At 33.5% G+C, this 22,592-nt stretch carries 23 protein-coding genes; 12 read left to right on the top strand and 11 right to left on the bottom strand.

Annotation, left to right across the window (positions count from 1 at the left end):
• Positions 1–28: 28 nt before the first annotated feature.
• The 8 genes from FN795_RS14605 (at position 29) to FN795_RS14570 (ending at position 6,806) form a co-directional block, all read left to right on the top strand.
• On the top strand, positions 29–958 hold the full coding sequence (locus tag FN795_RS14605) for an ABC transporter ATP-binding protein (protein WP_142451272.1): 930 nt from the start codon (positions 29–31) through the stop codon (positions 956–958).
• 79 nt (positions 959–1,037) lie between these two features.
• The gene (locus tag FN795_RS14600) at positions 1,038–2,354 is read left to right on the top strand and encodes an ABC transporter permease (RefSeq protein ID WP_142451271.1); all 1,317 of its coding nucleotides are present in this window, start codon (positions 1,038–1,040) and stop codon (positions 2,352–2,354) included.
• Positions 2,355–2,452: 98 nt separating this feature from the next.
• Positions 2,453–3,616, top strand: a complete 1,164-nt coding sequence (locus tag FN795_RS14595; RefSeq protein ID WP_142451270.1) for a sigma-54-dependent transcriptional regulator — start codon at positions 2,453–2,455, stop codon at positions 3,614–3,616.
• A gap of 96 nt (positions 3,617–3,712) precedes the next feature.
• A complete protein-coding gene (locus FN795_RS14590) occupies positions 3,713–4,378 on the top strand; it encodes a DEAD/DEAH box helicase (RefSeq protein ID WP_142451269.1) in 666 nt (221 codons plus the stop codon).
• 22 nt (positions 4,379–4,400) lie between these two features.
• Positions 4,401–5,210 carry an alpha/beta hydrolase gene (locus FN795_RS14585; protein ID WP_244289988.1) on the top strand — a complete coding sequence of 270 codons (810 nt, stop codon included), beginning with the start codon at positions 4,401–4,403 and terminating at the stop codon, positions 5,208–5,210.
• 13 nt (positions 5,211–5,223) lie between these two features.
• Positions 5,224–5,442 carry a putative signal transducing protein gene (locus FN795_RS14580; protein WP_142451267.1) on the top strand — a complete coding sequence of 73 codons (219 nt, stop codon included), beginning with the start codon at positions 5,224–5,226 and terminating at the stop codon, positions 5,440–5,442.
• A 26-nt stretch (positions 5,443–5,468) separates the two neighbouring features.
• Positions 5,469–6,272 carry a Cof-type HAD-IIB family hydrolase gene (locus FN795_RS14575; protein ID WP_142451266.1) on the top strand — a complete coding sequence of 268 codons (804 nt, stop codon included), beginning with the start codon at positions 5,469–5,471 and terminating at the stop codon, positions 6,270–6,272.
• A 6-nt stretch (positions 6,273–6,278) separates the two neighbouring features.
• On the top strand, positions 6,279–6,806 hold the full coding sequence (locus tag FN795_RS14570) for a GNAT family N-acetyltransferase (protein ID WP_142451265.1): 528 nt from the start codon (positions 6,279–6,281) through the stop codon (positions 6,804–6,806).
• 81 nt (positions 6,807–6,887) lie between these two features.
• Here FN795_RS14570 and FN795_RS14565 read toward each other — a convergent pair whose 3' ends face one another.
• Positions 6,888–7,409, bottom strand: a complete 522-nt coding sequence (locus FN795_RS14565; RefSeq protein ID WP_142451264.1) for a hypothetical protein — start codon at positions 7,407–7,409, stop codon at positions 6,888–6,890.
• A 485-nt stretch (positions 7,410–7,894) separates the two neighbouring features.
• Between FN795_RS14565 and mtaB the strand changes: the two genes are divergently transcribed.
• Positions 7,895–9,229, top strand: a complete 1,335-nt coding sequence (mtaB, locus tag FN795_RS14560; RefSeq protein WP_142451263.1) for a tRNA (N(6)-L-threonylcarbamoyladenosine(37)-C(2))-methylthiotransferase MtaB — start codon at positions 7,895–7,897, stop codon at positions 9,227–9,229.
• A gap of 95 nt (positions 9,230–9,324) precedes the next feature.
• Here the strand turns inward: mtaB and FN795_RS14555 are convergent, their stop codons facing one another.
• The 9 genes from FN795_RS14555 to FN795_RS14515 all read right to left on the bottom strand — a co-directional run bounded on the left by FN795_RS14555 (position 9,325) and on the right by FN795_RS14515 (position 17,283).
• Entirely contained in the window at positions 9,325–9,834 is a 510-nt protein-coding gene (locus FN795_RS14555) for a hypothetical protein (protein WP_142451262.1), read from the bottom strand.
• A 74-nt stretch (positions 9,835–9,908) separates the two neighbouring features.
• Complete coding sequence (locus tag FN795_RS14550; protein ID WP_142451261.1) at positions 9,909–10,625, bottom strand: 3-ketoacyl-ACP reductase; 717 nt, start codon at positions 10,623–10,625, stop codon at positions 9,909–9,911.
• A gap of 111 nt (positions 10,626–10,736) precedes the next feature.
• Positions 10,737–11,324 (bottom strand): LURP-one-related/scramblase family protein, encoded by a 588-nt coding sequence (locus FN795_RS14545; RefSeq protein ID WP_142451260.1) that lies wholly within the window; start codon positions 11,322–11,324, stop codon positions 10,737–10,739.
• Positions 11,325–11,418: 94 nt separating this feature from the next.
• Positions 11,419–11,763, bottom strand: coding sequence for a TonB-dependent receptor plug domain-containing protein (locus tag FN795_RS14540; protein ID WP_142451259.1), 345 nt, complete (start codon positions 11,761–11,763; stop codon positions 11,419–11,421).
• 9 nt (positions 11,764–11,772) lie between these two features.
• On the bottom strand, positions 11,773–13,956 hold the full coding sequence (locus FN795_RS14535; protein ID WP_142451258.1) for a VWA domain-containing protein: 2,184 nt from the start codon (positions 13,954–13,956) through the stop codon (positions 11,773–11,775).
• Between the two features lie 71 nt (positions 13,957–14,027).
• Positions 14,028–14,990 (bottom strand): hypothetical protein, encoded by a 963-nt coding sequence (locus FN795_RS14530; RefSeq protein WP_142451257.1) that lies wholly within the window; start codon positions 14,988–14,990, stop codon positions 14,028–14,030.
• A gap of 2 nt (positions 14,991–14,992) precedes the next feature.
• Entirely contained in the window at positions 14,993–15,493 is a 501-nt protein-coding gene (locus FN795_RS14525; protein WP_154275336.1) for an RNA polymerase sigma factor, read from the bottom strand.
• Between the two features lie 167 nt (positions 15,494–15,660).
• Complete coding sequence (locus tag FN795_RS14520) at positions 15,661–16,338, bottom strand: CPBP family intramembrane glutamic endopeptidase (RefSeq protein ID WP_142451255.1); 678 nt, start codon at positions 16,336–16,338, stop codon at positions 15,661–15,663.
• A gap of 108 nt (positions 16,339–16,446) precedes the next feature.
• Entirely contained in the window at positions 16,447–17,283 is an 837-nt protein-coding gene (locus tag FN795_RS14515; protein WP_142451254.1) for a DUF6929 family protein, read from the bottom strand.
• A 209-nt stretch (positions 17,284–17,492) separates the two neighbouring features.
• Here FN795_RS14515 and FN795_RS14510 point away from each other — a divergent pair, with 209 nt between their 5' ends.
• The 3 genes from FN795_RS14510 to FN795_RS14500 all read left to right on the top strand — a co-directional run bounded on the left by FN795_RS14510 (position 17,493) and on the right by FN795_RS14500 (position 21,893).
• Positions 17,493–18,374, top strand: a complete 882-nt coding sequence (locus FN795_RS14510; RefSeq protein ID WP_142451253.1) for a PPK2 family polyphosphate kinase — start codon at positions 17,493–17,495, stop codon at positions 18,372–18,374.
• A 191-nt stretch (positions 18,375–18,565) separates the two neighbouring features.
• The gene (locus FN795_RS14505) at positions 18,566–20,017 is read left to right on the top strand and encodes a PhoX family protein (protein WP_142451252.1); all 1,452 of its coding nucleotides are present in this window, start codon (positions 18,566–18,568) and stop codon (positions 20,015–20,017) included.
• A 97-nt stretch (positions 20,018–20,114) separates the two neighbouring features.
• Positions 20,115–21,893 (top strand): cytochrome-c peroxidase, encoded by a 1,779-nt coding sequence (locus FN795_RS14500; RefSeq protein ID WP_142451251.1) that lies wholly within the window; start codon positions 20,115–20,117, stop codon positions 21,891–21,893.
• A gap of 145 nt (positions 21,894–22,038) precedes the next feature.
• Here the strand turns inward: FN795_RS14500 and FN795_RS14495 are convergent, their stop codons facing one another.
• On the bottom strand, positions 22,039–22,557 hold the full coding sequence (locus FN795_RS14495) for a hypothetical protein (protein WP_142451250.1): 519 nt from the start codon (positions 22,555–22,557) through the stop codon (positions 22,039–22,041).
• Between the last annotated feature and the right edge of the window lie 35 nt (positions 22,558–22,592).

Genomic DNA, 22,592 nt, shown 5'->3' with positions numbered 1-22,592 from the left:
AAGCAACGCAGAAAATCTCAAAAACAGCATGAGCAACTTACTCGAAGTACATAAGGTCGTAAAACAATATGGCGATTATGTAGCGCTTAACGAAGTTTCATTAAATGTGCCAAAAGGCAGTATCTATGGACTTTTAGGTCCGAATGGAGCTGGAAAAACTTCACTTATTAGAATCATAAATCAAATCACATTGCCTGATAGCGGTGAGGTAATTTTGGATGGAGAAAAACTCCAGCCGAAACACGTTCAGACAATTGGATATCTTCCGGAAGAAAGAGGATTGTACAGTTCTATGAAAGTAGGCGAGCAATGTTTGTATTTGGCACAAATGAAAGGACTTTCTAAAGCCGAAGCTAAAAAACAATTGGATTATTGGTTTGATCGTTTGGGAATTCAAGGTTGGTGGAACAAGAAAATCCAGGAACTTTCTAAAGGAATGGCACAGAAAATCCAGTTTGTTGTTTGTGTTTTGCATAAGCCGAAATTGTTGATTCTTGATGAGCCGTTTTCAGGATTTGATCCTGTAAATGCCAATGTTATTAAAGATGAAATTTTGGCATTAAAAGAACAAGGTTCAACTATTATTTTCTCGACACACAGAATGGAAAGTGTAGAAGAACTTTGTGAAAATATTGCTTTAATTCATAAATCAAATAAATTGATAGAAGGAAAAGTGGTCGATGTTAAACGCCAGTTTAGAACGAACAGTTTTGAAGTTGGAATCCTGACGAGCAATGTTGAAGGCTTGATGTATGATATTACGCAAAAATTTACCGTTTCGCCGGCTAATTTCAAATCGTTAAATGATGATTTAAAATTAAATATTCAAATAGGAAATGCTTCACCAAATGAGCTTTTGAATATTCTTACGCAACGCGGACAAGTGACACATTTTGTAGAAAAAATTCCAAGTATAAACGATATTTTTATTCAGACTGTAACGGAGAACAAAGTTTAGATTTCAGATTTTAGATTTTAGAGTGAAGACCTAAAATCTAAAAATCTAAAGTCAACAATCTAAAATCTAAAATAAAGAAATGAGTATTATTTCATTAATTATAAAAAGAGAATTTATTGCCAAAGTCCGCAATAAATCTTTTGTTGTCATGACTTTTTTGAGTCCGCTTTTATTTGTTGCGATAGCCATTTTTATTGGTTATCTGAGTTCAATGAAAGCCGAAACAAAAAGAATTGCTATTCATGACGAAACCGGACTTTTTGCCAATGATTTTGTGAAACAAAACAAAAAAAAAGGAGAATATAAATATCTGAATTTGTCTGAAATTGATGTAAGGGCTTTAAAAGACAGCATTACAAAAGAAGATTTCAGCGGATTAATTGTTATTCCAAAAACAAATAATCTTAAAGATTTAGAAAGTAAAATAGAATTTATTTCAAATAATAGTCCGAGTATTTCCTTTATTGAAAATACGCAGGATGTTATAGCGTCAAAGATTACAAAGTTAAATCTTGAAGAAGCAAAACTCGATACTTTGGCAATTCAAAAAGCACAATCAGATGTAAATATTCATTTGGTAAAAGCTTCAGGAGAAGAGAGTTTAAAAGGTTTAAATGAAATAAAGATCGCAATAGGCGGTGCATTTGGTTATTTGATTATGATGTTTATTATCATCTACGGAAATATGGTAATGCGAAGCGTAATCGAAGAAAAAACAAACCGAATTATCGAAATCATTATTTCATCAGTAAAACCATTTCAATTGATGATTGGTAAAATTGTCGGAACTTCATTGGCAGGAATTCTGCAATTTATGATTTGGGCGATAATTGGTTTAGGATTAATGTTTGCAGCCTCAGCTTTTTTTGGAGTAAATGTAGGCCCAACAGCCAGAATTTCTCCAGAAATGATGCAATCTGCACAACATCAATTATCAGGTTCAGCACAAATGTATATTGCTGAATTATGGAATCTGCCAATTGCGAGTATCATTATTGGATTCGTAATTTATTTTATTGGTGGATATTTTCTATATAGCTCATTTTACGCTGCAATTGGAGCGGCAGTTGATAATCAAACCGATTCTCAGCAATTTCTGCTACCAATTTTAATGCCTTTGATTTTGAGTGTTTATATTGGATTTTTTACAGTTGTAAACGATCCGCACGGAACCGTGGCAGTTGTATTTTCGATGATTCCACTGACTTCACCAATTGTTATGTTAATGCGTATTCCGTTTGGCGTGCCGTGGTGGCAAATCGCAATTTCGGTATCATTATTGTTTGCTACATTTTTCCTTGTTGTTTGGTTCGCTGCAAAAATTTACCGTGTAGGTATTTTAATGTATGGCAAAAAACCAACGTGGAAAGAATTGTATAAGTGGCTTAAATATTAATTTTTTAAAGTTGCTAAGGTTCTAAGATGCTAAGATTTTAGCTTCTTGCAGAAAAACCTTAGTACCTTAGCAACTCAGAACCTTAGAACCTCAAAAAAATGAGTAAAATAGTAATTGTAGAAGACGAAGCAGCGATCAGAAGAGTTTTGGTAAAAATATTATCAGAAGAAAATGATTCCTATCAGGTTGATGAAGCTGAAGATGGCGTTGCGGGACTTGAAAAAATAAAAAACAACGATTACGATTTGGTTTTGTGCGATATCAAAATGCCAAAAATGGACGGTGTTGAGGTTTTAGAAGAAGTAAAAAAGATAAAACCGGAAATTCCGATGGTCATGATTTCAGGTCATGGCGATATGGAAACGGCGATTCATACGATGCGTTTGGGGGCTTTTGATTATATTTCAAAACCGCCAGATTTGAATCGTTTATTGAATACGGTTCGTAATGCTTTAGACAAAAAACAATTAGTTGTTGAGAATAAAATTCTGAAGAAAAAAGTCAGTAAAAATTACGAAATGATTGGTGACAGCGAATCTATTAATCATATTAAAGTGATGATAGATAAAGTGGCACCAACTGAAGCCAGAGTTCTAATTACGGGACCAAACGGAACTGGAAAAGAATTAGTAGCGCATCAATTACATGAAAAAAGCGAACGTGCTAATTTTCCTTTAATTGAGGTAAACTGTGCGGCGATTCCGAGTGAATTAATTGAAAGTGAGTTGTTTGGTCACGTAAAAGGTGCTTTTACATCGGCGGTGAAAGATCGTGCAGGAAAGTTTGAAGCGGCAGATAAAGGAACTATTTTCTTAGATGAAATTGGTGATATGAGCCTTTCGGCGCAAGCCAAAGTTCTAAGGGCGCTTCAGGAAAGTATGATTACCAGAGTTGGTGCTGATAAAGATATTAAAGTAGATGTTCGCGTAGTTGCGGCAACAAATAAAGATTTAAAAACAGAAATTGCCGAAGGTCGTTTCCGTGAGGATTTATACCATCGTCTTGCGGTTATTTTAATTAAAGTTCCGCCATTGAATGAAAGACGTGATGATATTCCGGCTTTGATTTCGCATTTTGCTGAAAAAATTGCTTCGGAACAAGGAAATGCTGTTAAAGGATTTTCGGCGCAAGCCATAAAATTATTGCAGGAATATGATTGGACAGGAAATATCCGTGAACTTCGAAATGTAATTGAAAGATTAATCATTTTGGGAGGAAACGAAATCTCTGAAGGTGATGTAAAAATGTTCGCAAGCAAATAGATGCTTCGCGCAATAGGCTATAAGCAATAGGCTTTAGGCTTTAAAAATTAGATATTTAGCTTATAGCCTAGTGCTTAAAGCTTAAAGCATAAAAAAATGAAACTAAAAAAAATAAACGAAAAATTACAGGACGGACTTATTGAAAACGGTTTAACAGAAGCAAATGTTTTGCAGATGGAAACTTTTTCGATTATCAAAAGTGGGGCTGATGCCATTATTGTTTCTCCAAACGGAAGTGGAAAAACAACGACAATTGTCTTAAATGTAATTCAGCAATTGGCTGGAAAAACAGAAGAATCTCCACGTGCTTTGATTATTGTTGAAGACAAAGCAAAGGTTTTGGAAATGGTTGAGCTTTTTGAGAAATATGGAAAATACACCAATTTAGAAGTTTACGGTGTAAATGAAAAAGGCGATATGGATTATGATAAAAACTATATTTCTACCGGAATCGATGTTTTGATCGGAACTCCAACCAAATTAAATGATATGTTTAGTACGGCAGGTTATAATGTGAATCGTCTAAAAATGTTTATTTTGGATGATGCAGACCCAATTTTGAAATTACGCCATGAACCTAAAATTATGCGTATTTCGAATAGTATTACTAAAACACAGCGTTTAATTTTTACTGAAAACCTAACAGAACGTGTTGAAATTCTAGCTGATAAAATGCTGCTTGAACCTTATTTGTTCGATATGGATGAAGAAGGCGAAGAAGAATTGGATGAAGAGGAAGATGACGTAGAGGAAGAGGAGTAAAAATCTTAGAATATTTCTGGAAATGATACATACACTTAAATTTTTGACAATTGCGCTATTGGCGTTTTTTGTTGTTATTTATGTAATTGTCGTTTCATACGTATATTTTAATCAAGTTGGAATGGTGTTTCAAAATGTTGCTCTTCCAAAAGATTATCAATTTGATTATCAAAGCAATTTTGAAGAACTGAATATTAAATCATTTGATGGTGTACACTTAAATGGTTTGTTGTTTAAGGCTGAAAATTCAAAAGGACTTGTGTTTTATCTTCATGGAAATGCAGGAACATTAGAAACCTGGGGGAAAATTGCGAAAACGTATACTAATTTAGGATATGATATTTTTATTCTGGATTACCGCAGTTTTGGAAAAAGCGAAGGCGAAATTGAGAATGAGGAACAATTAAATAAAGATGTTGCTGTTGCGTATAAAAAATTACGTCAAAAATATTCTGAAAATAAAATTATCATTGCGGGTTATTCAATTGGTTCCGGATTAGCAGCAATTTTAGCTTCAGAAAATAATCCAAAAGCGTTAATACTGCAATCGCCTTATTTTAGTTTCACAGAATTATCAGGAACTAAAGTTCGTTTTTTTCCTGATTTCATGAAGAAATTTCACTTAGAAACGTATCAATTTTTACCAAAAGTTAAAGCGCCGATTTATATTTTTCATGGTTTGGATGATCAGCTAATTCCAGTTGAAAATTCAATTCGCTTAAATAAAATTTTAGGTAATAAAGGGCATTTTTATCCCTTAAAAGAACAAGGACATATCGGAATGAATGAAAATGAAAGTTTTCAGGAAGAATTAAAAATAATTTTACAATAAAAAATAGAATGTTATGGGATTAATGAAGGTGTTTTCAGGAAGTGAAGTATTAGCAATTGCTTTACAGGAAAGATTAGAAGAAGCGGGAGTAGAAACAGTAAAAAAAGATAATATCCAGTCAGCTCGTTTAGGAGGTTTTGGCGGAACAGATTTGGCAGTTGAGGTTTTTATTCAGGAAACCGATTTTGCAAAAGCAAATCCTGTTATTGAAAATTTCAGAATGAGTATTTAATCTTAGTTTAAATTAAGAAAATTAGAATGCAATACAAAATGTTAGTGCTCGACATGGATGATACCTTGTTGACAGACGATCATAGAATTTCAGATTTAAATAAAAAAGTATTATTAGAAGCTCAGGCAAAAGGCGTGTATGTGGTTTTGGCCTCTGGTCGACCTACTTCGGCAATGACGGCTTATGCTAAGGAATTGGAACTGGATCTGAATGATTCTTATATAATTTCGTTTAACGGCGCTATTATAAGCCAGGCAAAAGACGATCTTGTTTTATTTGAACAGAAATTAACTGTTGAACAAATTCACGATTTGTATGATTACAGCGTGAAAATGAATACACATATCATTACCTATTTAGACGACGAAATTATAAGCGAAACTGATTCTGAATTTATAGAAATCGAAAAAGAAATTACAGGAATGCCTCATCTTTTGGTTTCTAGTTTTAAAGATTATGTAGATAGACCTGCTGTAAAATGTATTCTGTTAAAAGAACCGTCTGAATTGAAGGAATTAGAAGAAGATTTGAAAGCTAAAATGCCACATTTAAGTGTTTCAATGTCAAAACCTTTTTTCCTTGAAGCTGCACAACAGGGAATTGACAAAGCGGCAAGCTTGCATTTTTTAGCTCAAAAACTAAACATTCGTCAAGAAGAAATTATTGCAGTTGGAAATGCAGGAAATGATTTGACGATGATAGAATATGCTGGTCTTGGCGTTTGGGTTGATAACGTAACACCTGAATTACGCGACAGAGCCGATTTGATTGTCGCTTCAAATAATGATGATGGAGTTGCTGAGGTGGTTCAAAAGTATATTTTAAACTAAATTAAAATGAAAAATCCAATCGAAACAGAACGTTTGATCTTAAGGGAATTTCTTCTTTCAGATGCTGATGGAATGTTCGAATTGGATTCAAACCCAAATGTCCATCTTTTTTTGGATAATAATCCTGTAAAACATCTTGAACAAAGTATTGAATATATTCATTTTGCTCAAAAACAATACAAAGATTTTGGAACGGGCCGATATGCTGTCATTCTTAAAGAAACAAATGAATTTATTGGCTGGTCAGGGATAAAATTTATTACTGATGAAATTAATGGCTATAAAAATTTCTACGAAATAGGATATCGCTTTATTGAAAAGCATTGGGGAAAAGGTTATGCAACCGAAGCCGGAAAAGCATTTGTTGATTATGCCTTCAATGAAATGAAAGTAAAAGCGCTTTATGCGTACGCTGATGCTGGAAATGAAAATTCAAGAAGAATTCTGGAGAAACTAGGTCTACAATTTGTAAACTCTTTTGAACATGAAGGAGAAATTGAAGTCTGGTATGAAATGAAAAATCCAAACTTATAATTTTCTAAGAAATGCGTTCCAAATCTTTGTAAGCTTTTAGAAAGTTTTGCAAAGATTTGGAAAACGTCGTTTCTTAATTTTTTATTTTTTAGCTACAGAAACAAAATATTTATTTCCGTCACCCATTGTTAATTTTACACGCTCGTCGCAAAGATCGATTGCATAAGCAGCACTTTCGTAACAGCTGCAAGTAGTGTTTTTGTCTTTAGACATTTCAGTTTTGCAATTGTTGTTTTTGAAAGTTGCTAATTGTGGTGTGTACAAACTTACTAAGTCTGTAGAAGCTGTAACAAGGGAAATAATGCTTGCAGAATTATTATTTGTGATTCTGTAAACAATTCTGTCTGTGTAATTTACTTCATTTACGGTTACTTTACGAATATAAGTATAGGCAGTAGATTCTGCACCAGGTTCTTTTACTTCAAATTTAAAACCAACGGCACGAATAGCAACGTCAAATTGTTGCTGAGAGTTTAAACTTGCCCAAGTCGTTAAAGTACTGATAGATGGAAATGGATTTGTTGCTGGGGCAGCATTAGTTTGCGCTTGGGAACTAAAAATGGCTAAGAACATCAAGCAGATTGTGGGTAAAAATGCTTTCATAAAGTGTGGTATTTGTAAATTTATTTTGCCTACTCTCTTTGGTTTTCGGCTTTCCCATTTCATTTTGTAACACAAAACAACAACATAACGATTGAAATTCAAAATTGTTATGTCCGATTTATTATTAAATTAATCAATACGTTCTATGATTTACAAATCGCGCTAAATTTCAATTAAGGATTTAGCTCTAGTAAATGTAAGATTTTTTCAATTTAAATCGAAAAAAAATGTATTTAATCGATGAAATTTGCACTTAATCGATATTTTTGTCATTTAATTCTTATTGAATTATATAACGTAAAGTTCGAAAAAAATATTGTTTTTCAAAATTTTTGCAACCATTAAGTGTATTTTATTTTTAATAAAACTCTAATTTATGCAAATTGTTGAAACGAAGTCGATTATTGAATTTTCTTTTACAAATATTGTTTGTAAATTTGCACCCTTAAATTTTTTGACAACGATTTCATTAATTTAAGAAAATTATGAAAAATAGAAAGAAAGTTGCCTTTTATACGCTGGGTTGTAAACTGAATTTTTCAGAGACTTCTACAATCGCCAGAAATTTTAATGACGAAGGTTTTGACCGCGTCGATTTTGAAGAAGTTGCCGATATTTATGTAATAAATACCTGTTCTGTAACTGAAAATGCTGACAAACAGTTTAAGCAGGTTGTCAAGAAAGCAATGAAACTTAATGAAAAAGCATTTGTTGCTGCTGTTGGTTGTTATGCACAATTAAAACCTGAAGAATTGGCCGCTGTTGATGGTGTTGATTTGGTTTTAGGTGCGACCGAGAAATTTAAAATCACCGATTATATTCATGATTTAAGCAAAAACGATATGGGTGAAGTTCACTCGTGCGAAATTGCTGAGGCCGATTTTTATGTTGGAAGTTATTCCATTGGAGATCGTACACGTGCTTTCTTGAAAGTTCAGGATGGTTGCGATTATAAATGTACGTATTGTACAATTCCATTAGCACGAGGAATTTCTAGAAGTGATGCTTTAGAAAATGTCTTGAAAAATGCCAAAGAAATCTCGGCTCAAAATATTCGCGAAATTGTTCTAACTGGAGTGAATATTGGAGATTATGGAAAAGGAGAATTCGGGAATAAAAAACACGAACATACTTTTCTTGATTTAGTTCAGGCTTTAGATAAAGTGGAAGGAATCGAGCGTTTAAGAATTTCGTCAATTGAACCGAATTTATTAAAAAACGAAACAATTGAATTCGTTTCTAAAAGCCGCACTTTTGTACCGCATTTTCATATTCCGCTGCAATCAGGAAGCAATGATATTTTGAAATTGATGAAACGCCGTTATTTGCGCGAAGTTTACATTGATCGCGTAAGCAAAATTCGCGAGGTAATGCCTCATGCCTGCATTGGTGTTGACGTTATTGTAGGTTTTCCTGGAGAAACTGATGAGCACTTTTTAGAAACTTATCATTTCTTAAATGAATTAGATATTTCATATTTACACGTATTTACGTATTCAGAAAGAGATAATACAGAAGCTGCGGAAATGGATGGCGTTGTACCTGCAAATGTTCGTGCAAAACGTAGTAAAATGCTTCGTGGATTATCGGTTAAAAAACGCCGTGCTTTTTACGAAAGTCAATTAGGAACGCAAAGAACTGTTCTTTTTGAAGGAGAGAATAAAGAAGGATATATTCACGGTTTCACAGAAAATTACGTAAAAGTAAAAACACCTTGGAATCCAGAATTGGTAAATACTTTGCAAGAAATCAATTTAACTAAAATTGACGAAGACGGAAGTGTTCGTATGGAGTTTGTGAATAAATTGGCGGAAGCTTAAAATCTTAAGATAATCCAATTTTGCGAATAGTTCCTCGGAATGACAAAAAGCGTATAATTTTTTAAAAATTATACGCTTTTTGTTTTTATAAAAATTTATTTCCGATCCTCAGGAATCACTAATTTCAAAGAATTAATATAATCTGTATCAAATTCAATAACTCTAATTTTTTCAGGATTAAAACCTAATTCACCACCAAATTTACCTTTTGTTTCAAGGAAATCAATTAATAGTTCATCTGGTGTAAGAGAAATCAGTTTGCCCAAATAGACAGCTTTTGAAGATTTTTTAGCAATCTGAAAAATGGTGTACTTTCTATCAAGAAAATTTACAATAGCATTCAAATCCTGAATAGGGATAATATCTTCTGTATTAATATTTATTCCTTTTAGGCGAATAACTTTTTCGGTAAAAACGAGATCTTCATCTCGGTGAATCGCTTCGATATTTTTATTCTTTAAAATAACAAAGCCATCCAAAATATAATCAACCGGATTATTTCGAAGTAAAATCCAATCGTCAGAATAATCAATAAGAAATCCGGTAAAAATTTCTTTTTTATCCTGAAATTCTATCGCAATTAATTGTCTTAAATATTGTTCCATTTGATTTTATGTTAAGGCAGTTAGGAACTTTGTCAAAGTTTAAAACTTTGACAAAGTTGTCAGAGAAATGCTTTTTAAGGATTAGTTGACCAGATAGCGCTATTTTTGATAAATACTCTTCGGTTTAATTTAAGCTGAGCGATTAATAATTCGGCAATATCTTCAGATTGCATTACTTTTTCAGGATTTCCATCGGTTAAATTTAAGTCTATTGCCAAATCTGTTGCAACGGTACTTGGTGTAAGAGCTGAAACTCTAATGTTATGTTTTCTCATTTCCTGCATCAAAGAATCTGTTAATCCTAAAACAGCAAATTTAGAGGCACTGTAAGCACTTGTCAATGGGTTTCCGTTCAAACCTGCAGTTGATGAAATATTGATGATATCTCCAGTTTGTCTTTCAATCATGTTTGGAATAACGGCACGAGTAGTATAGTACGTTCCCATTAAATTCACCTGAATGATTTTTTCCCAATCGCTTGGTTCCAATTCTAAGAATTTTCCAAAAGAAGCAATTCCGGCATTATTAATTAAAATGTCAATGTTTTTGAATTCTGCCAAAGCTTTTTGAACAGCAGAATTTATTGAATTCATATCTGAAACATCGGCTGCCAAAGCCAAAGATTTTACGCCCAGATTATTTGTTTGATCTGCAAGTTGGTCAACATCGGCCTGAGTTCTGGCAATTAAAATTACATTTACACCTTCTTTGGCTAATGCAATTGCAATTGCTTTTCCAATTCCTTTTCCTGCCCCGGTAATTAAGGCAGTTTTATTTTTTAAGTCTGTCATGATAGTATTTTTAGAAATGCAGAAAGCATCATTTGAGTTACACAAAAATACAGTTTTTGCTTCCTAAAATGATGCTTTCAGTGCTTTCTTAATCTAAGTTTAACACCTTTTTTATTCTTTCAGAACCATGTCAATGCACATCACGGCTCCTAAGATTAATTGTCTCAGCGAACTATCGGCTGCAACAGTATTTTCAATTTGTAAAACATAATTATCGGCGCTGGTAAAAAACTCTTTTCCTAATCCAGCCCATTTTTTACTTACTTGAGCTAGTTGCTTATTTTCATGAGAGAATTTAAAATCCCAGCCTGTCCATTTTCCCTGAAGTGTTGCGACAGGTTTTTCATTTTTGTCTAAAATTTCAAATCTTCCACCAAACGAGAAGAATTTTTGTTTGAAAGTTCCAATCAGTCTGTCTTTTTCGTCTAAGACTTCAACAGTCGATCTGAAAATAGCAATTCCTCTTTTTACAGTAATTAATTTTTCACCAGAAGCCGTTGTGATTTCAACATTAAATGGCGTTGCTCTTTTATAATCGGTGAAACGTAATATTTTGGTAAAAAAGCCCAAATTATTTTCACGGCAATTCATGATAATCTGATTCGTTTCGGGATTATAAATATCGTAATTATTTGAGGCTTTGAACATTCCGATATGTTCTTTTACTAAAAATAGATTTTGGCTTAAAATTGGGTTCATATGCGTGTAAAATTGATTTTTTTAATGAAAGCCAAATGTAGTAAAACGTTTGTTAATCGCTGAGGTTTTTATATTTGTTTAAGGATGATAAAATTCATTTTTTACTAATGATTATAATTGCGCCATTTTTGCCTTGTTCTCCGTAAATTAATTTAGCTTCTTCTGGTCTCAAAACTTTTAGTGACTCAATGGCATTCGGATTAATTTTACTAAATTGAACTTGATCTATAATCTTGCCGTTCAATACATACAATAACTCAATGAGTGTAGATCTCGAGGGACCGCATATTATGACAGCAGTTTGAATTTGCGTTTCCTTAGTAATAGGAGAATTTTTTGTTTTTCCTATTGTATCTTTTGTTTCCAATGCTGTTTTATCTTGTGCGTTTGCGGCATAACTAACCAGAAAAATGAATAAAATAAATTTTATTGTTTTCATGTTTAGCTATTAATTATATTGTTTCGCACCTTCGACAAGACGAATAAATTCAGCTTTATAACCTTCGCTGTCATTTGAATTTCCTTGCTTCGCCAATTTCACAATTTCTTCAGAAGATTTGTCAGCAATCAATTTTGAATCTCTCAATTTCAATCCGAACCAAGCTACGGCAGAACTGAATTTCATATCATCACTGGATTTTTCCAAAGCAACCGATTTATTCTCAATTGTCTGAACCATTTCGATACTTTTATCACCGTCAGGTTTTTTGTAACGGAATTTTATGGTTGCCAATTCGTTGCTGTAATTGTTTGAACTTGGTTCTGTTTTTGTGTATTTTAAATCATCTGGCTGTTCAGCTAAATAATTGCTTTTTACACCTGCCGGAATAATTTCATACAAAGCTGTTACAGTATGATTGCTACCTAATTCGCCCGCATCAATTGCATCATTTTTAAAATCTTCCGGACGCAATTTTCTATTTTCATAACCAATCAAACGATACGCCTGAACTTGTTTTGGGTTGAATTCTATCTGGATTTTTACATCTTTCGCGATAGCAAACATCGAACCTTTAAATTCTTTTCCTAAAAAACGATTCGCTTCCTGAATGTTATCGATATAGGCATAATTTCCGTTTCCTTTATCAGCTAAAATTTCCATTTTACTGTCTTTGTAATTTCCCATTCCGTAGCCTAAACAAGTTAGGAAAACGCCTGTTTTTCTTTTGTCTTCGATTAATTTTTCCATATCCGAATTAGAAGCGCTTCCAACATTAAAATCGCCATCAGTTGCCAGAATCACACGATTATTTCCACCTTTAATGAAATTTTCTGTTGCTGTTTTATAAGCTAATTCGATTCCCGCGCCACCAGCAGTACTTCCGCCAGACTGTAAGTTATCTAATGCATTGATAATTGTTGTTTTCTCGTCTCCAGAAGTAGGAGGTAAAACCATTCCGGCAGCTCCCGCATAAACGACAATTGATACTTTATCTTTTGCTCGCAATTCGTTTACCAAAATTTTCATCGATTGTTTTAATAAAGGCAATTTGTTCATATCGCCCATTGAGCCTGAAACATCAATCAGGAAAACAAGATTTGAAGCTGGTAAATCATTGGTTGGAATATTTTTCCCTTGCAAACCAATTTTTAAAATTTTATTATTTGAATTCCAAGGAGAATCGCTTACTTCTGTATTGATAGAAAACGGATGTTCATTTTTTGGCTGTGGATAAGTATATTTAAAGAAATTAACCATTTCTTCTACGCGAACAGCATCTTTCGGAACTTGTTGTCCGTTGTTTAAAAAGCGTCTGATATTAGTATACGAAGCATTATCAACATCTATTGAAAAAGTAGAAAGCGGAGCAGTCTTTGGGCTTTCGAAAGCATTTTCTACAAAAGAATCATAATCTTCCTGAGTTGGTTCAGTTGGAATTGGGATAATATTTAATTTTTTATCCAATTCTTTTTCTGAAAGGTTTTTATACATTTCATTTTTTGTCGAAATCACGACAACGCCATTTGAAGCCTTGCTGCCATAAATAGAAGTTGCTGCTTCGTCTTTCAGCACTTTTAAATCTTTAATGTCGTTCGGATTAATTTTTGCCATTTGATTGGCTTTTGCAGGAACTCCGTCGATAATATACATTGGTTCATTTTTTGGAGAAATGGATGGAGATTCTCGTGGCATTTGAAAATTTGAATTTGCAACATATCCAACATTGCTTTGAACTTGAAGTCCCGCAGCTCTTCCTTGTAAAGCAACAGAGGCGGCAGCCTGTTTAGCCTCCTTTTTTTCTCTTCTTCTTTCCGCTCTCTCATAGCTTCTTGCACTGTAATCAGAAGCGCTCTCACTTGTGCCATAGCCAACAACTACAACTTCTTGAAGACTTGAAGATTCTGGAAAAAGTTTTATGTTGATGATATTTGAATTTTGAACTTTTTGACTTTGTTTTTTGTATCCAATGAAGGTAAAAACCAGCATATCTCCTGTTTTAGCTTGAATACTATATTTTCCATCGAAATCAGTTGTGGCAATTGCTTTAGAAGCCTGATTAAAAATGTTTACTCCCGGAACAGCCAGTTTGGTTTCATCTGTAATGATTCCAGTAATAGTTCTTTCTTGTGCCATGGTTACGAAACATATAAGCATAGCAATGGCTGATGAAATAAGTTTTAGACTTTTCATGATAATAAGTTTTAAGAATTAATGTTTTGATTTTGCTTTGTCAAAGCTGCAGACTTTGACAAAGCTTGAGATTATTTTTTCAGAGTTGGTTTTCCTGTTTTTGTTGTAATTATTACAACTCCTTTTTTTCCTTTTTCGCCATATTTTTCAGTAGCTTCAAGGTCTTGTAAAATGGTTATTGTTTTGATATCCTGCTGATTTAACGGCGCATAAGGGCTCGTTGGATTTTTTCCGAATAAATCATTTTCCGAATAATATATCCCGTCAATAATGTAAAGTGGTTCATCCAGAATTACTAATGATTCTACATTTTCAGGTTGCACATTAGGAAGTTCTGCCTGCATCATTTTATCTCTTTTTGCATCATCGCTATGCGCCATTGCGTTTCCGTTCATAATAATTAAAGGAGCACTTTTTTTAGCTTTTGCCGCTTGTTTGTCGGCAAAAGCAACTTTTGCCGCTTCTCTTTCAGGATAACTTGAATAACCCATTTGTGGCGTCACTTCTTTTTTAGAAACGATGTTGTCACTTTCTTCGTCAGCGTTTTCTTCATTTGCTGCTACAATCACTTCTTGGGTTCCGGTGCTTATTGGTAATGCTAATTCTTCTGTAGTGCCTGAACCCGTCGTTTCCTGAATTGCAACGCTTTGTTTATGTTTTATCTGATTTTCTAAAATTGCCGCACCTTCTTCTTTTGGAACTAATTGTGAATCTGATGAAACTGGCGAACTACTTTTTTCTGCCGAATTGTTTTTAGTTGTTTGATTTTGTGTATCATTGGTTACAACTTGATCTGTGTTTTCTAAAGTTGCTTTTTTATCTGTTTTCAGAAATTGATAACTTAATGAGATAACTAATAAAAGTGATGCCGCAACTGCAATTTTTTTCCAAAGAGAAATTGTTTTTTTATCTTCTTTTTTATCGAGTTTTTGTTCAACGCGCGACCAGACTTTTTCCATTCCCGGAAAATCTTTTGCGGGAGCATTTTCTGCGGCTTCTTTAAATCTATCGAATATTTTATCTTGATTGTCCATGACTATTTTGCTTTTTGATAATACAATTTATTAACCAGATCTTTTAATTTGGTTTTGGCCGCATTCAATTGTGATTTTGAAGTGCCTTCAGAAATATTCAGCATTGCTGCTATTTCTTTGTGACCGAAACCTTCAATAACGAAAAGGTTGAAAACCGTTTTGCATCCATCCGGAATATGGTTTAATAAATTGAGTAAATCTTCCTCTTCTAACTCGTTCATTTCTTCTGTAAAAGGTTGTGCAAGCACTTTTACATCATCAAGATACATATTGAAATTAGTGTTCTTCCTGATGGTTGCCAAACAGTGATTAACGGTAATTTTTCTGGCCCAAGCTTCAAAAGCTTTGTCTTCTTTGAGCTGGTCTAATTTGGTAAATAAGGTATAGAAAGCGTCGGCCAGAGCTTCTTCAATTTCTTCTTCTTTCTTCAGGTATCGTTTGCAAACGCGATACAATTTTGGAGCCATGTGCTCATAAACCTGACGCTGGGCATCTCGGTTCATTTTTTTGCAGTTAGAAATTAGCGTTTCGTTTATCACAATGTTGGTCTTTATTTATAAAGAGAGCGAAAAAGATAAAAAGGTTGGGATGAAGATGAAATAAATATAAAAATAGTTGAAATTATTTTCTAAAGTGTTGTTTTTGTGGGTTTTATTTCGAATCTGATTTTTTATGTTTTTGCCATCAAAAGAAAAAGATCCCATAAAAAATGACAGATTATCAGAATTTTAATGTTTCTGTATTTTTCATACTGAATTGCAAATACGAGTCCAATAACAATTGGTCCAATGACATTCAGCAATGTTCCGTAACCAATATGCAGTAATCCAAACAAAACGCTGGAAATAATAATAGCCAGAATTTTGTTTTTAAAAAGCAGTTCTAATCTTGGCATTAAATAACCTCTGAAAATTAATTCCTCTGTAATACCTGCGGTGACGCAAGTAAAAAAAAGTAAAATGTAGCTCTTTTTAAAAAGTGCCAAAGCTTTTTGCAATACTGCACTTTCGCCAGTAATTTTAAATAACATTATTAAAAGCCCGGTAAAATATACCGCAATAAACAATTTTACAAAAGTTTTGAAAAATGCCATTGTGAAATCAGGAAAAGAATATTCAGTTTCCGGCCAAAGCAAAAAAGGCTGTTTTTCTATTTTTAGCGAATATAAAAATAGTAGCAACAAGGAAATCCAAATTGCAAATCTCGAGATGTAAAATTGAATTTCATGACTGATTCCGATATTTTTAAATAATAAAGAAAAATAAATAGCCAGAACCGGAAGAAGTACAGAAAGTAAAATGCTGATAATTAAAGCTGGTTTCTTGGCAGAATTTGAAATGTTGAGCATTTATTTTGGTTGTAGGTTTTGGGGATTTATTATTTAGCTTGGATTTCAACTTTTTATGATCTTGTCATTTTTTCTTCGTCGAAATGACATAAAATGAGGTTAAAAAAATTACTTAATCGGCAAAGTCAATTTAAAAATCTTAGTTTCTAAAACATCAGTATCATTATCTTCACAAAGTAAAAACTCAATTTTGTTGTTTTCTTTTTTATAGAAAGTCAAACCTTCAAATTTATTAGTTGAAGTTATTTTTTGTGTGAAATCAATTTTCATGGTTTTGACATCGATTCTTCCGATGAAACTTCCCAGAATTTCGCCGTCGTCGTAAGTTGATTTGGTATCTTCAGCAGTTGAAAGAAAATAGATTTTGTCTTCGACTAAAATCGCATCGGTAAAACTGGAACGAACACCTTTGATTTTTGGAAGTTTATAATTGACAGCAATCAAAGCGAATTCTTCTCCAAGGCTTTTGGCGTGAATGGTGAAAATCGTGTTTTTGTTTGAAACGCCATTTCCTCGGTTGAATAAATACCAGTTTTCGCCATCGAAAATCGCACCTTCCAAATTGAAATCTTCTGGTTTTATTTCGCCAAAACTTTGCATTAAACCGTATATATCGACTAAATTATTCTTCTGTAAAACCTTTTTGGATTTGATGTCAAACTCAATCATTTTGTTTCGGTTTTCGGTGGAGCCGGAACCAAAAACGTACAATGTATCATTATGATGCGTAATGGATTCAAAATCGGGTTTTAAGTTTTTCGGAATATTTTGCGTCGGATTGTCAATTAAAGGATGTTGGTTTAATTGCTGATTCTGAATATTGTATTCGTAAAGAAATCCGCTGTTGTCGCCAATAATGTAAAGTGCGTCATTGTTATAAAATAATCCTGATGCCGAACCGATTCCGATGATTTGAAATAATATTTCTAAGGTGAATTTTTCCATGAATGTTGTTTTGAAAATAACTGCCTAGCCCTGATAGCAATGGAAATACTTTGAAAAGAAATTGCATTTTTTCCTGACAGAACAAAGCGACCAGCGGAAGCTCTTGTTATGGCTTTGGAAAAAAGCAATTTATTGAAAAGTATTGCAATGAATAGCAGGAATGTGCTACGTAAAAATAGTATATTTATGATATAAAAAAATCAAAATATATGAAATCAATAGATCCGAAAGATTTTAAAGTTACAGATAAAATAAAACTAAGCAAGATTCCGACTTTATTAAATATTGATGCCGATGATGATGAAAAAGAAGAAAAACTAGATAAGGTTCAGGCAAAGTTGAGCAATTTGCAGGATGTCATGTATGCGCACAATAAATACGGGGTTTTAATTTGTTTGCAGGGAATGGATACTTCGGGAAAAGATAGTTTGATCAGGGAAGTTTTTAAAGAATTTAATCCGCGTGGAGTTGTGGTGCATAGTTTTAAAACGCCAAATTCAACCGAATTGGAACACGATTATTTATGGCGCCATTATATTGCTTTGCCGGAAAAAGGAAAGTTTGCGATTTTTAATAGAACGCATTACGAAAATGTGTTGGTAACGCGCGTGCATCCAGAATATATTTTGGGTGAAAATTTGCCGGGAATTAATTCGGTTGAAGATATTACGCCTGCTTTTTGGGAAAACAGAATTGAACAGATTAATAATTTTGAAAAGCATATTTCGCAAAACGGAACTATAGTAATGAAGTTTTATATGCATTTGAGCAAAGAGGAGCAAAGAGAACGTTTGTTGCGCCGCTTGGAGGAAGAAAAACACCATTGGAAATTTTCGCCAGGCGATTTAAAGGAACGCGAACATTGGGATGAATATCAAAAGTATTATGAGGAAGCAATCAATAAAACTTCGACAGACTATGCGCCGTGGTATATTGTTCCCGCTGATGATAAAGAAATGGCGCGATACATTGTAGCCAAAATAATTTGGGAAGAAATGCAAAAACATACTGATATTAAGGAACCAGAACTGGATGAAAAAATAAAAGCCAATTTTGAAGCTTATAAAGCACAATTAAAAAAAGAGTCTTAAAATAAGGCTCTTTTTTTCGTTTGAATGTTACTGAAAGTTTATGAGAATTTTGTATTACTAATTTATTGTTAAATTTTCTTTCAGTAAATGCGTTTTGTGGTAAAAGTCTTGTTTTTTTGATAATATGGAAATCATTTTTAGTTAAAATGATGGGATTTACTTTGTAAAAAAATAAAACCAACTTTTAGCTTATGAAACGAATTATTCTACCTCTAATGATTTTAGGGTCGGTACTTACATCTTGTAATAACGATTCTAAAGACGACAGTGAAACAACAAATGTTGTTTTGAAAGATCAGTCTGTAACGCCAAGTTTATTGAAAGCGCAGGCAGGTTTTGAAAATTTAAAAATTTATTCTCTTTTTAGTTCAGATGATGTTTTCCCAGATAGTCCAAACTTTGTTTTTGGTGGTTCTGCGGATGGTTCTGGTTTATTGAAAAACACAGACGGAACATTTACTTTTTTAGTAAACAACGAAGATAACTTTGCCGTTTCAAGAATTACGCTTGATAAAACATTCAAACCTACAAAAGGAGAATATTTATTAAATTCTAGCGGAGGAACTTGGAGATTATGTGGTGCTACAATGGCAACTCAGGCAGAACATGGTTTTGGACCAGTTTATTTGACTTGTGGAGAATCTGGAGAAGAATCTCGTACACATGCATTAAATCCTTATGGAGATGTAGGTTCTGCATCTGTATCTAAAGAATTAGCTGGTTTTGGACGTTTAAGTGCTGAGAATGCTTTGCCATTACGTACTTCTGCCTACAGCGGTAAAACAGTTGTAGTAATTGGCGATGACGATTCTGGAACTTATGGAGGTCAGGTTTTTATGTATGTATCAAATACTGTTGGTGATTTAACAAATGGTTCTTTATACATGCTTAAAAGAAATGATGATAATCAAAGAGAGAAAGACATGGAAGTTAGCAAAACTTATCCAGTTTCTTTTGTGAAAATCGATAACCATACAACACTTACTGGTGCGCAAATTAATGCTGCAGTAAATACTTTAAAAGGAATCAAATTTGGACGTGTTGAGGATTTGGATTACCGTAAAGGTGGAAGCAATGCAGATCGTGAATTGTATTTTAACGTAACCGGACAAGCAACAACAGGAACAAATGCTGATGGTTCAAGAACGAAATACGGAAGAGTTTACAGACTAAATCTTGATGCTGCTGACCCGTTAAAAGGAACTTTGGAAGTAATCCTTGATGGTGACAATAGAAGCGGAATTGCTGGTAAATTTCAAAATCCAGATAATATCTGTGTAACTAAAAACTACGTTTACGTGCAGGAAGATGCAAACGGATATGGTGACGAAACTCACGATGCCTACATTTATCAATACAACATTGCTACAAAAGATTTAAAAGTTGTAGTTGAATTAGATCACCGTCGTACTGCAACAGATGCTGCAAAATACAACGTAGGTGGAACTTCAAAATTTGGAGATTGGGAATATGGTGCTTTGATTGATGTTTCGGAGCAAGTTGGTATTGCTGATACTTTTATGTTAAGCGTTCAGCCACATACTTGGACTGGTGCAAAATATAAAGGAGTTGATGGAGGAACTAACCGTCCTAACGAACAACAAGCAAGTCAAATTGTAGTTATTAAAGGTTTGGCGAGATAAATTTTTAAGTCATTATAAAACAGTAATCCACTATCTCGATTTTGAGGTAGTGGTTTCTGTTTTTCTAAATATTCTTCTTTTTAATTCTCATAAAATCATGAAAAAAATATATTGTTTGTTGTTTTTGATGGCTTTTGTTTCCTGTCAAAAAAAGAGCAAACATCAAGAAGTAAATGAATTATTTCAGAAAGATATTACTTCATTAATTGAAAAAGTTGCAAAGCTGAAATATTCTGTGCAAGAAGATTCGACTGAAACACAAATTCAGCGACAGTTTCTGGAAGCGCACGAAAGTTATAAAAAGGTCGAAATGATAAGTGAGTATTATTCGCCTGCAGTTTCAAAATCGATTAATGGTCCAGCGATAAGTGAGTTTGAAGAAAATGATAAAGTAACGGTTCCGCCCGAAGGATTTCAGGTTATTGAAGAATTGGTTTTTCCGAAATACAGCAAAGCGAATAAAAAAGAATTAATTCAGGAATTGGGTGTTTTATCTGCCAATTTAATTCGGTTAGAAAAAGTTTCAAGTTCCAATGAATTGACTGATGCTCATGTTTTTGACGCCATGCGATTAGAAGTATACCGAATTGTTACTTTAGGAATTACCGGATTTGATTCACCAGTTGTGCTAAATTCACTTCCTGAGGCTCAGGTTTCGTTAGAAACTATCGAAAGATATTATCGTGTTTATACAGAAAATCAAAATGCAGAAAATTCAAAACAAGTACTTCAGATTTTTGAAAAAGGGAAAAAATATCTAAAAGCAAATACCAATTTTAATGCTTTTGATCGTGCTTATTTTATCAATGAAATTTTAAATCCGTTAAGCAGAGGACTTTTTAAAACACAGTCTGAATTAGGAATTTCATTAATGAAGGAACAGCGCGGATTAAAAGTTACGGCTCAGACGTTATTTGATAAAGATGCCTTTGATCCAGAAGCTTTCTCGGGTTTTCCCGATTACAAAACAACACCAGAAAAAATTGCATTAGGCAAAAAGTTATTTAATGATCCTGTTTTATCCGGAAACAACACACGTTCCTGCGCTTCATGCCATCATGCAGATAAAGCATTTACTGACGGATTGGAAAGAGCGGTTTCATTAGACGGAAAATCGATGATTCAGCGTAATACGCCAACGCTTTCAAACATCGCTTTTCAGCGTGTATTTTTTGCAGATTCAAGAGTGAGTTATCTCGAAGATCAGGCAGTTGCAGTGATTAAAAATGAAAACGAAATGCATGGCTCTTTAGAAAAATCCGCTTTGGCGATTCAAAAAAATGCTCAATATGTGCAGTCTTTCAAAAAAGCTTTTCCAAAAGGAGAAATAAATGAATTTGCGATCAAAAATGCTCTGGGATCTTATATACGATCATTAAGCAAATACGATTCTAAATTTGATCGTTTTATGCAAAACAAAACAAATTTTACTGCTGATGAAAAAGCAGGTTTTAATTTATTTGCAGGAAAAGCCAAATGTGCTACATGTCATTTTATTCCGCTAACAAATGGCACCGTACCGCCAAACTTTGATAGGTCTGAAAGCGAAATTTTAGGTGTTCCAGATAGAAATAAAAAACTCGATGGCGATTTAGGCAAATTTGTTATAACGCAAGCGGCGATTCATAAAAATTCGTTTAAAACGCCAACTATCCGAAATATTGAACTTACAGCGCCATATATGCATAATGGTGTTTATAAAACTTTAGAAGAAGTAATCGATTTTTATAATGAAGGCGGAGGTTTAGGGAAAGGTTTTGATATTCCAAATCAGACATTGCCAGAAGATAAATTGAACTTATCTGATCAAGAGAAAAAACAATTGATTACTTTTATGAAAACGCTGACAGATAAAAAATATTCTAAAGAGTTATGAATTAGAAATTATGAGTTATGAGTTTAAACCCGACAGATTTTCAAAATCTGTCGGGTTTACTATTCTATATAAAACACCAAACCCGGCAGACTGTGCTATCTGCCGGGTTCATACCAAAAACAAAAAATAAATTAAACCTTAACTTTTATAAGTCAAAACCATAAGCAACACGCAATGCTACCTGGTTGGTTCTGAAATCGTGATAATCTTCGTAACGTACGCTCAAATCAATGTATTTGTTTGCGTATCCAATTCCGGGTGCCCATAAAAAAGTGGTTTGATCATAACCGTTTGTTACTGCAAAACCGGCACCGATTTCACCTAAAACATAAAATTGGTCTTCCCAAACAAAGGCTTTAAAACCTGCTTTTGCAGGAATGAATCCAAGATCTTTTACGTTATTTCCAAGTTCATCTTTTCCCATAAATAAATTTGTAAATCCCGTTGTTAGTGTCAGCGATGTTCTTTTTGACAAATCATATTGTAAACGAACATCTCCGCCTAGTGACCAGTCGTAATCGTTATCTGTTGGAATTCCTCCATTGATCCCAAATCCTAATCTAAATCCCTGATCGTAATTTGTTGCTGCGCTGTCCTGAGCGACAGCAGTGTTGGCGAATAAAAATGCAAAAGCAGCTAGGCATAACATTTGTACTTTTCTCATGGCATATATTTTTGAATTATTAATAATGTAAAAGT

Source organism: Flavobacterium resistens (assembly GCF_900182645.1).
Taxonomy (GTDB): Bacteria; Bacteroidota; Bacteroidia; order Flavobacteriales; family Flavobacteriaceae; genus Flavobacterium; species Flavobacterium resistens.
The sequence above is the reverse complement of the archived record's forward strand: the minus strand, read 5'-3'. Positions and strand labels throughout refer to the sequence as shown.